15 protein-coding genes are annotated in these 12,610 nt (G+C 43.6%); 11 read left to right on the top strand and 4 right to left on the bottom strand.

What is annotated here, in order from left to right; translation table 11 throughout:
* Positions 1-74: 74 nt before the first annotated feature.
* A complete protein-coding gene (locus tag IM473_RS20755) occupies positions 75-758 on the bottom strand; it encodes a cadmium resistance transporter (RefSeq protein ID WP_287660385.1) in 684 nt (227 codons plus the stop codon).
* Positions 759-905: 147 nt separating this feature from the next.
* Here IM473_RS20755 and IM473_RS20750 point away from each other — a divergent pair, with 147 nt between their 5' ends.
* Positions 906-1,826, top strand: a complete 921-nt coding sequence (locus IM473_RS20750) for a LysR substrate-binding domain-containing protein (RefSeq protein WP_287660401.1) — start codon at positions 906-908, stop codon at positions 1,824-1,826.
* A gap of 244 nt (positions 1,827-2,070) precedes the next feature.
* The gene (locus tag IM473_RS20745; protein WP_287660384.1) at positions 2,071-3,543 is read left to right on the top strand and encodes a phosphatidylserine decarboxylase; all 1,473 of its coding nucleotides are present in this window, start codon (positions 2,071-2,073) and stop codon (positions 3,541-3,543) included.
* A gap of 315 nt (positions 3,544-3,858) precedes the next feature.
* On the opposite strand, the gene IM473_RS20740 is transcribed toward IM473_RS20745, so the two are convergent.
* The gene (locus IM473_RS20740; protein WP_002747572.1) at positions 3,859-4,215 is read right to left on the bottom strand and encodes an iron-sulfur cluster assembly accessory protein; all 357 of its coding nucleotides are present in this window, start codon (positions 4,213-4,215) and stop codon (positions 3,859-3,861) included.
* A gap of 344 nt (positions 4,216-4,559) precedes the next feature.
* Entirely contained in the window at positions 4,560-4,949 is a 390-nt protein-coding gene (locus IM473_RS20735) for a DUF8738 domain-containing protein (RefSeq protein WP_287660383.1), read from the bottom strand.
* A gap of 210 nt (positions 4,950-5,159) precedes the next feature.
* On the opposite strand from IM473_RS20735, the gene IM473_RS20730 reads away from it, so the two are divergent.
* Together IM473_RS20730 and IM473_RS20725 are read left to right on the top strand one after the other, a co-directional pair.
* Positions 5,160-5,501: a phage holin family protein gene (locus tag IM473_RS20730; protein WP_002762655.1), complete on the top strand. Its 342-nt coding sequence runs from the start codon at positions 5,160-5,162 to the stop codon at positions 5,499-5,501.
* Positions 5,502-5,813: 312 nt separating this feature from the next.
* Positions 5,814-6,740 carry an RluA family pseudouridine synthase gene (locus IM473_RS20725; RefSeq protein WP_287660382.1) on the top strand — a complete coding sequence of 309 codons (927 nt, stop codon included), beginning with the start codon at positions 5,814-5,816 and terminating at the stop codon, positions 6,738-6,740.
* Here the strand turns inward: IM473_RS20725 and bioU are convergent.
* Positions 6,737-7,738 carry a (S)-8-amino-7-oxononanoate synthase BioU gene (gene bioU, locus IM473_RS20720; RefSeq protein WP_287660381.1) on the bottom strand — a complete coding sequence of 334 codons (1,002 nt, stop codon included), beginning with the start codon at positions 7,736-7,738 and terminating at the stop codon, positions 6,737-6,739. The genes IM473_RS20725 and bioU overlap by 4 nt on opposite strands.
* Positions 7,739-8,048: 310 nt before the next feature.
* On the opposite strand from bioU, the gene IM473_RS20715 reads away from it, so the two are divergent.
* The 7 genes from IM473_RS20715 to IM473_RS20685 all read left to right on the top strand — a co-directional run bounded on the left by IM473_RS20715 (position 8,049) and on the right by IM473_RS20685 (position 11,870).
* Entirely contained in the window at positions 8,049-8,264 is a 216-nt protein-coding gene (locus IM473_RS20715) for a DUF2997 domain-containing protein (protein WP_002752708.1), read from the top strand.
* Between the two features lie 44 nt (positions 8,265-8,308).
* Complete coding sequence (locus IM473_RS20710; protein ID WP_287660380.1) at positions 8,309-8,695, top strand: DUF1257 domain-containing protein; 387 nt, start codon at positions 8,309-8,311, stop codon at positions 8,693-8,695.
* On the top strand, positions 8,695-9,102 hold the full coding sequence (locus IM473_RS20705) for a ferredoxin (RefSeq protein ID WP_287660379.1): 408 nt from the start codon (positions 8,695-8,697) through the stop codon (positions 9,100-9,102). Before IM473_RS20710 ends, IM473_RS20705 begins: the two co-directional genes overlap by 1 nt.
* Positions 9,103-9,390: 288 nt before the next feature.
* The gene (locus tag IM473_RS20700; RefSeq protein ID WP_002801972.1) at positions 9,391-9,693 is read left to right on the top strand and encodes a hypothetical protein; all 303 of its coding nucleotides are present in this window, start codon (positions 9,391-9,393) and stop codon (positions 9,691-9,693) included.
* Entirely contained in the window at positions 9,694-10,083 is a 390-nt protein-coding gene (locus IM473_RS20695; RefSeq protein WP_002794295.1) for a toxin-antitoxin system TumE family protein, read from the top strand.
* Positions 10,084-11,357: 1,274 nt separating this feature from the next.
* Positions 11,358-11,627: a DUF4160 domain-containing protein gene (locus IM473_RS20690; protein ID WP_002773191.1), complete on the top strand. Its 270-nt coding sequence runs from the start codon at positions 11,358-11,360 to the stop codon at positions 11,625-11,627.
* 3 nt (positions 11,628-11,630) lie between these two features.
* The gene (locus IM473_RS20685; protein ID WP_002773190.1) at positions 11,631-11,870 is read left to right on the top strand and encodes a DUF2442 domain-containing protein; all 240 of its coding nucleotides are present in this window, start codon (positions 11,631-11,633) and stop codon (positions 11,868-11,870) included.
* Positions 11,871-12,610: the final 740 nt, after the last annotated feature.

The following is a 12,610-nucleotide window of genomic DNA, read 5'->3' as shown; positions in this document are numbered from 1 at the left end:
ATGGCACTTGAGTTATAGATGGTATTGAAAAAATCTAAAATCTCTTTTTAGATGTATTTGTATTAAATCAAAAATTAAATAGATTCTGCTTGCTGCTGGAAAAGCGCCCATCCATAGCTTAAGGATAAGGCCAAGAAAGCGAGGGGAAGACTTTCCTTGATTATAAATACACCCAAACCGATCAGCACACAGGGGACAAAGTGGCTACCGTGACTGCTAATTAAATTAGCGATCGCCGGTAATTTAGTCAACTGATGAGCAGTAAAACACCAAACACCCACCAAGATCAGAAAAACGCTGACGATAGTAACTAAATTTGGCCAGGTATTACTAGCGAACAGCGGCAGATAAATCCCTATATTATCACTGCCATTGGCGATGGTAATTGCCGCCACAGCACCGGTTTGAGGGGAAAACCAGGCCAGCAAAGGAGAAGACGGTGCTGATTCTACAGCCATCTCCACATTATTATCCGTCTCGGTTTCTTCTCGCTGCCAGAGACTCCGAATCCCGAAAATCACTGGCAAAAGACCGAGAAAACGAATCCACTGAGCCGGAATCAAGAAACTCCCGAAAAAGCCGGTTAAACTCGCCAAAATCAGCAGGATAAAGCCTAAATACTGACCGATAACGATATGACGACGGCGAAAAAGTTTATTGACCTGGGTAAAAAGAATCGTCAAAATCAGGATGTCATCGAGATTAGTGGCAATAAAGGCCGCTATTGCTGTGGATATGGCAGTAATCATGGTAGTCATAGGATTTTTTTCTTAATCGGCTCTTCTGGTCTCGATCGCCCTACTTCTACTCTAGAAAGAGCCATTAATAAAATCAAATATTCTTTCTTGTTGATTTAATAAATTAAAATGATGGAAAGACCAATAGAGACGGAAAAACCCCTTGCCATGGCCAGAATGACCCTAGATCAATTGGAAATCTTTCTAGCGACTGCTGAACATCTCCACTTCACCAAAGCAGCAGAAGCTTTATATATCACCCAACCGGCCGTCAGTGCCGCCATTGCCTCCCTAGAAAGTGAATACGGGGTGAAATTATTCCACCGCGTCGGTCGTCACATCGAGATCACGGAAACAGGACGTTTATTGCAATTAGAAGCGCAACGCATTCTTACCCAGGTGACTTTGACAGAAAGGGGATTGGCGGAATTCAACGACTTGCAACGGGGAGAACTACAATTAGGATCGAGTTTGACTATTGGTAACTATTGGCTGCCGGCAAAAATTAGCGATTTTCAGGAGCGCTATCCGGCAATTAAGATCAATTGCACCCTAGCTAATACGGAAGAAATCTGTCTGGGTACGGCTAACGGACGTTTTGACCTAGCATTAATCGAGGGAGAAGTCAAGAGTGATTTAACAAATTGTTTAGAACAGGAGATCGTCGGCAGCGATCGCCTATTAATTATTGTCGGACGTTCTCATCCTTGGTATAAAAGAGAAGCGATCGAATTACCCGAATTAGTGGAAACCCCTTGGGTAATGCGAGAATCGGGATCGGGAACTCAACAAAGATTCGAGGAAGCGTTACAGAATTGGGGCATCGATTTACGGACATTAAAGGTGACTTTGCTGTTAAATACGGGAGAAATGGTGAAAGCAATCATCGAGAATAGTTCGGCAGCTGCTGGGATTTCCGAATTGATGGTTCAAAAGGAATTAGAATTAGGCACATTGCGATCGATTCGAGTCATCGATACTTCTGGTTTATCCCCTCGCTATCTCGAATTTATGCGCCCTTTTTTAAAAATAAAACACCGTCAGCGCTTTCAACCCCGCGTCTGTAAAGTTTTCGAGCAGATGTTGTAATCTGATAGCAATCACCAAAAATTAACCGGAGAGAAAATAAAGCTATGTAACGGAAATTATCTTTGGCAAAAAAGAGAGATTAGGTATAGACATCGACCTAATATTATCTCAGGCAATTGGGGTTCGCATATGAGCCAGAAGCTATAATTAATAACGTTTCCACCGATAGGAAAAAACAACTAAGTTTCTCCTGTCTGTGGAGATTCTAGATAGATAGTTTGATCTTCAAAAAGACGAAAATGGTATGAACACAAATCACAACCAGAGTTATGGCCGGTTGAAATGGAAAGCGGTGTCGGCGCGGGAGGCCCAGCACCTGAACGAGCAGGGAGTTTCATCGTCAATCCCGCAGGGGCCGAAATTCCTTAAAGAGCTGCCCCCCAATAGCGCGGTGTACGAGCCGAAGCAGCCGATCACAAAGAAACTTAAAAAGCTCATCGACGATTACGCCTATGGGGGAGCCTTCCAGAGCGCGATCTGGACAGTAAGTCAACAGCGCATCCCTGAACTTGATAAGATACACAACCTCTACCAGTTTTACTATTACATCGATGCCCTGGTAACGTGGATTCCCGGGTTGCGGGTCTGGGAATGGCAGGGCGACATTTACCATGAACGCACAGATTATCTTCACCTGACGCAGTTCTATTACTACTTCAACCAGCCCGAACTCGTCTCCCTGCAAAGCCCGATCGCCCCCTTTACCGGCGAGGCTCTCACACCGCTATCCCTCTGGCTTCGAGAATTCGCGGTCGAATCGGGGGAATTTCTCGACACACCCGAATCGGCCAAGTATCTCGTAACCTATAAGTTCGGGCCAGAATATACCTACCAGGACTACAATGGGGGCGAAAACGGGATCGAGAACTACAAAACATTTAACGAGTGGTTTTCCAGGACTTTCAAGGATATCGATCGACAGCGCCCAGTCGCCCAGCCAGACGATCCTCGGATTATTGTCTTCCCAGCCGAGTCCACTTTCGTCGGCCAATGGACTATCACCACTCCGGCGGGCGAGCCGATGCCCGCAGAGTCCTCAATCGTGGTCAAGCACGTCGAATGGCCTATCCCAGAACTGTTAAAGGGTTCCGAGTATGCCCACGATTTCGAGGGCGGCATTTTCGTCCACAGCTTTCTCGATGTCTTTGACTATCACCGGCAGCACGCCCCGGCAGCGGGCAGGATAATTGAGGCCAAATTTATCCCTGGACAGGTTTACCTGGATGTCCAACTTGACCTACTCGATGCTGAGGGACGTGCCGATGAAAACTCATCCTTGGCCAAGGTGGCCATGCCGCACCGTTATCTGGATGCACAGGATGCCACCGACTATCAGTTTGTGCAGTGCCGTGGGCTTTTTGTCCTGGAAACCGCTATCGGCAAGATCGCCGTGCTGCCCATTGGAATGGCACAAGTATCGTCCGTTGTGTTCGTCAAACCAGGGACGCAAGAACTTATCCGTCTTACCCAACAGGAAAAGAAGGGGCGATCTTATGACCAGCAGGTGGCGCTGATCAATGAGAAGGTGCGCCAGGAGGTAGTGGGGAAAACGGTGTCCAAGGGCGAGATGATCTCGAGTTTCCTCTTCGGCGGCTCCGACATCGTGATGGTATTCGAGCGTCAGTCCAACGTCAACATCACGGCTACGGTAGGTGTTCACTATCCGGTGCGGAGTCAGTACGCCTATTCAAATATCGCCAAGCTGCTGTCGTTTTGAATGATGGGTTGAAGCAAAGGTTCTTCGAGTGCCTGGTTCACATCCAGGCGCAGAATTCCGACCCTTTCCAGGGGATGAAAATTAAAATAAAGCCTTTGTGATTTCAAGCTACCTACAAGAGCGGCGATCACACTAAATCACTAAGGTGCTTTCCCCCTCGTCGATTAGTTGCGTGGTCAATGAAGGGTTCGCAGGCAGGCACGGATTCCCATTATACAAAAAGTATATGTCAAGTCTCCGATTTTGTCAAGGGTTTTGGCCAAAAAAAATCGCCTCTGGGAGGCGGAGGTGAAAGGTATCACCCCAGAGAAATAATTAAACGCCAAAAGACTTACCACAGCCACAGGTTTGACTGGCGTTGGGATTAGTGAATTGGAAACCACCGCCGATCATCGCGTTGCTGTAATCTAACATGAGACCGTAGAGATAGAGCAGACTTTTTTTATCAGAGACAATTTTAAAGCCATCGTAATCGAAAACCTCATCTTGGGGGCCAATATTGCTAGGATGCTCAAAATCCATCATATAGGACATTCCCGAACAACCACCCTGACGCACACCCACGCGCAGACATAAATCCTTGCCCTGTTGCTCTTTGAGCATGGTAAGGTGTTTGAGGGCAGCCTCACTGAGTAAAATTCCTTTTCCTTGAATCTGAGTAGCTTGTGTCATCTTTAGCAGGAACTCCTAAACGCAGTTGAAGGGGACATATAAAACTTTACCTTCTCCTATCCATCTTAACGATAGTTGAGGGCTGATGACTGGATTACTGTTTACTTTTCCCAGCCTCGCAGGATTTGTAAGGCAAAAAAAGCAAAAAACTGGGATTATTAATTAAATAGGGTTGCCAGGGACGACTAGGTTCTTGAAACAAACCCTAGAGCCATTCTCAGCCGATTTTCATCACCCAACGGGGTGCTTGAGACAATTCACCTTCCCTGGGGGGAGGAAAATCAAATCAGGACAGCGCTGCTTTGAGGATGCCGAAAAAGCAGCCGGAAAATATCAAAAGAAATTTACTTTTCTAAGCGGAGATTAGCGCCACTGCTATCGGTGCGATAAACCCAAGTTTTTTGCTTATCAGTCAGAATAATTCGCCATCCTTTCACCAGTGCTTGAGTACAGAATTCTCCCGGGTTAGCTAATCCTAAACAACCATCGGGCCAGGTTTGTGGTTGTGCTGCTTGAATTTGCAAGCGATTAACGGATATATTGGTTTTCCGACTCAAATCTTGACGGGCAGCCGCGATGACTGAATTAGGTGGCTCAGGAGATGCTAAACTGGGTTGCGCTAAGAGGAGAGAAAGCAGACTCATTAGCATTAGAGTGCCAGTTGCTCCCTGAATAATTCTCGTTTTACCGATTTCTACTTGCTGGCTCTGGCTAAAATTTTTTCTAGATATCATCTTGAGTGCTGCCTCTTTCCGGGGGTGATAGTCTGAGCAAATTTTCCTTTTTATTATCAGTGTAACCGATACTATGTTCCCTCTCTGGTTTTCGAGTAGAAGCAGCAGTCACTCTCGGTTTTCGTTGTCATCTCCTGAAGACTTCCGTCTCTTTAAGTGGCGATGGCGATTAAAATAGATGAGGATGAACTATCTTAGATGGATGGGCTTATGTTATCTTTTTTCCTCCGTTGGTTGATTACCGCCGTCTCTTTATTGATTACAGCGCGAATAGTACCAGGTATAGAAATTAAAGATTTTACCGTGGCTTTGATAGCTGCTGTCGCTTTGGGTTTAATTAATGCTATTATTAGACCCCTGTTGATTCTTTTTACCCTGCCTTTAACTATTTTAACCCTAGGGTTATTTATTTTTGTGGTCAATGCCATTTCCTTTTCTTTAGCCTCCTATTTTATCCGTGGCTTTGAGGTAAAATCATTTTTTGCCGCTTTATTCGGTTCGATCGTGGTTTCGATCATTTCAGGAGTTTTAAATGGCATTTTCGTTGACTAAAGTGGGCAATAATTCGGTTGTTTAAAACAGCTTGGCTTACTCTGATTGATTAATTTCTGATCTAGAGACGTTGCTATAATCAACGTCTCTCTATTTTTTTGGGGATGAGTAAATCTCTACTGATTTGCTTTGGCTTTTGTCGTTAAAAATCAGGAAAATTTAATCCCAAGATTTCCATCTCAAGCAGCCAGAGCAAGTTCAATTACTGTTAAAATAAATGGAATTGTTGAGCTAAGTAGATTAACTAATCTCCAGTCAGTTTTTCTTGATTCCCCTACACCCTACACCCTACACCCTGATCACTAAAAATCGATGAACCAATTAAACTTAGAAGTTGCGGGAAAAAAAGAACGTTTAGATGCTTGGATGGGGTCACAATTGCCCGATTTATCGAGATCGAGGCTGCAAAAACTGATAGAACAGGGATATATACAGTTAAACGGTCAAATTTGCACTAATAAAAATACTAAAGTTGGTCAAGGTGATCACTTAAAGATTACCATTCCCGACAGTCAACCCCTCGAATTAACCGCCGAGGCGATCGAGCTTGATATTCTTTACGAAGACGACTATCTGATTATTATCAATAAACCTGCCGATTTAGTGGTTCATCCGGCCCCCGGCCACGAATCGGGAACCTTGGTCAACGCTTTACTGCATCACTGCCCGAATTTAGCCGGAATCGGTGGAATTCAACGCCCCGGCATAGTTCACCGCTTAGATAAGGATACCACGGGCGCGATCGTTATTGCCAAAACCGATCAGGCCCATCAACACCTACAGGCACAATTAAAAACCAAAACTGCCCGCCGGGAATACATGGCCCTTGTCCACGGTGTCCCCAAAAGCGAAACGGGTACAATTGATCTGCCGATTGGTCGTCACCGCAGCGATCGCCAAAAGATGGCTATTATTGCCGTGGAAAAAGGTGGTAGAAATGCCGTCACCCACTGGCAAGTCAAGGAAAGACTAGGCAACTACACCTTAATGGAATTTCGCCTAGAAACCGGCAGAACTCATCAAATTCGCGTTCATAGCAGCCAAATCGGTCATCCGATTCTTGGGGATCCCCTCTATAGTTCAGGTCGTTCCATCGGGATTAATCTACCCGGACAATTACTCCACGCCTATCGTTTAATCTTAATACATCCGGTCACGGGGGAGAGCCTAGAAGCGATCGCTCCCTTACCCGCTATTTTCCCGAAAGTTTTAGCTATTTTACGGCAGAGAAACCCCTAGCGCACAAATTGCGGCATAATCTCCGCTGCGGTCCATAATCCGTAGATACCGCGACGATGCAGGGAAACCCCCGCTTTCAGATAACCAAAAGCTGGCCCGCAGACATTAGCCGCCATACTGGTTTCATCACCTAAGGTGAAGGTATGGGTGGAAATTTTGCCTTCAAAAGTCCGCCCCGTGACCTTAACATTGGTACTTAAAGGCTTTTTCGGGTTGCGCGTATCCACCACACCCCCGACGGAAACGCGATCACGTCCACAAATTCCAGCCAATTCCAGCATAATATCGTCTGCGTGTTCCATATTTTCGAGGCTGAGAATGCCATTGGTTTTATTTAACAGCATTTCCACTTCCGCATCACTCATCTGGTGGGCTGTTTCTGGGTCGTAACCGGGTAAATGGGCGATATCTTCGCGAATAGTGGCACGATAAGCCTCCCAGTTGGCAATTCCCACGCCAAAGGTAATTTTAACGCTATGAATCTCTGCATAACTCTGGGCAGCTAGGGCAGCAGCCGCAGTTAACAGTCCGGGGGTAGCACCGCAGCCGGTCATATAGGTGATGCCGGCGGCTTCTAGGTCTGCTTGTAGTGCTAAGATTTGTTCCATGGCGCTGGTACGTTTGAGAGCATCGACTAAAACCCCGCGCCAACCTAAGCGAATGAAGGTTTTAGCGATATCGGCCATGAAATTGTTAGGTAAATTCGGTAAGGCGAGAAAATAGCCTTCTACGTCGGCAGTTTTGATTAATTCCTCGATACTGTTCTCGCTGAGACTGCCGTAATTCTCCAGATAACCGATGGAACCCCGGTCATGATAAATTTTGTTACAGGTATTGACATCTAGACCGTCTTTGTGGTATGCAAAACCGGCTTTATCGGCGGCGGCAGTCCAAAGCATTTCCTGTTTGGGGGCGAGAATTCTAGCGGCAGCCTGTCCCAAACCACCAAAACCTAAAACACCGATCCGAAGGCGATCGCTGGCTGTTTGTTTATTCATATCTGTTCTGATTCCTATAGACAAAATTCTATGATCTCGGCGGTCGTGGTTCGCCGTTGCATCTCCTTTATTTTCAATTTATCGCTTCAGGTCGTCTTTTTTGTGTAGTTTTGTGAAATTATGCCCTCCGGGGACAGGTTCGCCCTTGACGGTAAAGAAAAGTTACGCGAAACTGACAAAAAATGAAAGTGGTTAGGTGACGTAATATAAAGTTTTGCTAAAATTTTAACCAGATTGCTACGATTAGCAAACTATCGTAAATTAAAACGATAGGGAGCTTTGCAAACCCCAGATCACGCCGAGAAGAGCTATGAGCATGGAAAGCCTAGAGTTTATTATCTATCCCGATGGTCGCGTCATGGAAAAGGTGACAGGCATAGTCGGTTCATCTTGTCAAGAGGTGACGGCGGCGATCGAGGCACAACTCGGGCAGCTGATGTCTCAAGAGAAAACCTCGGATTATTACCATCAAACCGTCAGCCAGTCAGAGAAAGTCAGCAACGCAGCCACTTTTAGCGACTGGTAATTTTTCATCTTTCCCAATCCCTTTATTTAAGCCACTGAAAAACCATGTCACACTTTAGCAATATCAAAACCAAAATCCGCGATCTATCCTACCTAAAAGCCGCCCTCAGCGATATGGGGATGGAATGGAAAGAGGGTTCCCACCCCGTCAAAGGTTATCAAGGTCAAACTTTAACCGCAGAGGTGGTAATCGAGCAAGATAACAATTACGATGTCGGGTTTCGCTGGAATGGTAACGAGTACGAGTTAGTTGCCGATTTGCAATACTGGCAACAACCCCTAACCGTAGAAGGATTTTTAAGAAAAGTAAATCAAGGTTATGCCTACCACACCATCCTGGCAGAAACTGCTAAACAGGGTTTTCAGGTGGCAGCACAGGAAAAAAATACTGATGGTTCTATTCGTCTAGTGGTACAACGTTGGAGCGCCTAATGGCTGATTTTTCTCCCGAACGCTCTGGTTTTGAACCAGAGTTAGGGGGATTCCTAAGAGATTCCCCTGATCGCACTGGTTTTGAACCCGAATTGGGCGGTTTGCTGCGCCAGAAAGCGGTTTACGTCGATGAGGTCACTTGTATCGGTTGTAAACACTGCGCCCACGTTGCCCCCAATACCTTTTTTATTGAAGGCGAATACGGTCGCTCTCGCGTCTATAATCAGGACGGTGACGAAGAAGAAATTATTCAAGAAGCGATCGAGACTTGTCCAGTTAACTGTATTCACTGGGTTAATTATAATAATTTGCAATTCCTTGAGGAAGAACGCAAACATCAAGTGATTAAACAGTTAGGTTTTCCTCAGATTCACAAGAAATTTAGCCCCGCAGATTTAGATCTCTAGGGTGGATAGGTGCAGCCTCATCCACCCATTATTTCCTAGAAGTCATGGCAGCGGTTCTCGATCGAATCTGCTACAGTTCTTAAATAGACATCTCCAAAAATTATAACCCAGTCACAGCTTGCTTTTAGTTTATATACTAACTAAGCAGTTCGATGGCTGGAATGTATATCTATCGTTGCTAATTCAATTTTACTGAAAAAATATGAGGCAATTAAAATAATTTTTATTCGGATAGATTCCTTAACTAAAAAGACTTTTAGTCTTGAGATAATATTAGGTCGAGGTCTAATGAATATCCAACTGATTGATTCTCTCGCGCGAATAATTCTCTCTCTCTCCGAGGAAGAAAGAGAGTTACTGAATCGAAAAATTGAGAGCGAACAACGGGAAAATTTGCAGATTAACGCTCAAATTTTGGATTTAGAAACCCGTATCAAGCAATACGAAAATCAATATCGCATGAGTTCGGAAGAATTCTATCCTAGATTTCGTTCCGGTGAGCTAGGGGACGCTATGGATTATTTCGAGTGGAATGTTTATTATGAAATGCTATTGGCAGCTAGAAAAGAGATAAGTTTACGATCAAATTAGATGGAGATAGCCGATTATATTCGCAAGGTTAAACGGAAATTATCTGAGAGTTCGATTGTGAACTCTTTCACGATTGTCGATGAAAGAATTTTATTCGATCGAGGCTACTTCCGAGCGAGAGTCCTTTTAACGAACGGAGATTTTTTAGAAATTGCGGAGGCTTTTACCTCGATCGATCAACGCATCGTTACGATAAGCTATCGCTATCAATGGATGGACGCAAGCAAACAGAAGTTAAGAAAACGCTGGGATAACGTGGAACATTTTCCCGATTTACCGAATTTTCCCGATCATGTTCATGTAGGAGACGAGTTAAACGTTCAACCTGGGGAATCTAGAAATATTTTACAAATTATCACCGTAATCGAGCGCGAGATCGAGATTTTGTAAACCGAACGCCTTCTAGAGCGAATCCGCACCCTAAAACTCGCCGAATACCGAGGAAGTCGCGAGAATTATTCGGCAGTTCGCGGGGTAGGCTTCGGGTGGAGTGGTGGCGATCGGTCGAGAAATCTGTATAATGTTCCTAGGAGAGGGTTGTTATACGGAAGATTTCCATTCATGTTTCCCGTCGAGGGTGAGATATGAAAAAAATCCTTAAAAATACCTCTACAGGGGTTTTATACGGATTTTATCCGTATAATATATAGCACTGTTCTATCAGACTAGAAGGAAGAGAGATAGAAACCCCGTGGGAAAATTGCATCTAACAATTTGATCGCTGATCTTGGTCGAATTAGTTTATAGATTCACTCGCTTAAAGCACTCTTCTGTGTTGCAGTGCATTCGCTACCGTCCTAGTAGAACTCAAATGGTTCAGATTCTTGTCCGACAAAGGAGTCACTGTCCTAGACGGATGTAGAAAGTGCTGTAACGTTGCGGACTAACTTTTACAAATTCCCTCTAGCTGGAGAAATACGACAATGTTAAAAATTAAGAGTGGCTTGCTTTTTACTGCAATTTTCATGAGTCTAGGTTGTTACCCTGATAAAGTTTTAGCCCAACGTTTATCACAAGATCAATGTGCCTATTACCTTATGGAAATTGCAATGTATTTTGTGAATAATAGACCATCATCTACTTCTGCTCAGGATTGGGAAAATTGGCACAATGTTCAGAACACAACGCGAGAAAGATTCTTAAAGAAAAATCCAGAGTGTAAAGCAAATCAAGGGACAGGGAGCGTTAGTGAGTATCATAGACGACAGTCGCAACAGCAACAGTTGCAAATACAATCTGATTCCCAAAGGCGAGGACAACAACTACAACAATGGTGCTACCAAGGATATGCCGACGCTTGTAGGCAAATTGGTGATAGGGCTGGATACCGAAGTGCGAGGAGAAGAATTTGTAATCTAGCTAATTTAAAGTATGATGCAAGATCGGATTCATGCTACTGATTTTTCATCTTCAGATAAATTTTTGAGAAATTGACAGTTTGATCGAGCGATCTATCATATCGCGTGTTCCGTAATAAAACCCGACAACTTCGCATAAAATTAACGAGATGGGTGTTAGGTTTTGTGCCTCTACATTCATTAATAGTGCGATTGCGGCTCTGGTAACTATTGTAGAGTAGGAAGCATGAAAAGTAACGCGCCGACTTATCGGATTTTCCTTCGCTATAATAAACCTATCCCTCTCAAATAACCACAAGGATACAAATGCCAGCCATATCCATGTTTTACGGAATTATTATTTATATGTACTTCATGGACAATAAACAACACCATAAACCTCACATTCATGCTAAATATCAAAATTCGGAAGTCATTGTCGCCATTCCAGATGGAGAAATCCTTGAAGGAGCTATTCCTCATGCTAAAATGAAATTACTTTCCGCTTGGATCGAGATTCATCAAGATGAATTGATGGCTAACTGGGAACTCGCTATTTCAGGACAACAACTGTATAAGATTGAACCACTGAGATAAATCATGAATCCTAGAGTTAAAGAAGTTATCCCTTTGCCCAACTATCAATTACAACTCATATTTACTAATGAAGAAAAGAAAATTTATGATTGTTCACCACTGCTCGATTTTGGCATCTTTCAAGAACTTAAAAACAAGCAGTATTTTAATCAAGTAAAAATTTTAGATGGTACGGTAACTTGGCCGAACGAACAAGATATCTGTCCGGATACTCTCTATCTTGACTCCATTTCCCAAACCTAGAACAGTTCGATCGAGGAAACCCAACAACAAAAGTAACGCTCCCACTGATCAGATTTTCTTTCGCTACAGCCTTTCTCAGAAAGATGAGGTTAGTTATTGTTGCTAAAATATTTGATGAGTAAGGATTAGTCTGTACTTCATCTCTAGGAGAAAGAATGAGAAATTTTCTACTTACCCGGTGATTGCTGTGGGGAGGGAAAAGTTAGAGGCAATCGGGGCAAAATGATAAGTATTTTATATGCAAATACCTTCAATACTTAAAAATATTTAAATTTACAATTAGTAATATTTATTTTTACTCAAGAATTTATTGAGAATAATTTCTATTTATTTACGAGGTGGCAATACTTCCAGCGATTCTGGTATAATTTCGCATTATGCTATGGTGGAGTTTTCTGTGCTTTTTTGAAGTTCTCAAGTTCTAGCTTGCCTTGAAACCATTGCTAAATCTAGACTTTTCCTTTTAGCCAAACCAAACACTTCCGCTAATTCTCCCTTTTTTCCCGAACAACGTTGATCTAATTTTTGTGTAGTTTTGTTGCAAAGTCAAAATTTTTTTGACAAAATGCCCAAATTGTGGTGTGGACGAAATGACGGGATTTATGGCATAGAACGAGTTAGTTAGGACAGATGCCTGAAGGCTTTACTCACAGCATCCACAAGGTTTTCACTATCATTGATAATCTGACTAACATAGTTTTTCAATCTAGCCCAGAACTTTTCAATTTTGTTGAGATCTG

This window comes from Microcystis sp. M015S2 (assembly GCF_020245945.1).
Lineage (GTDB): Bacteria > Cyanobacteriota > Cyanobacteriia > Cyanobacteriales > Microcystaceae > Microcystis.
This window is presented reverse-complemented; position numbering and strand designations above follow the sequence as displayed.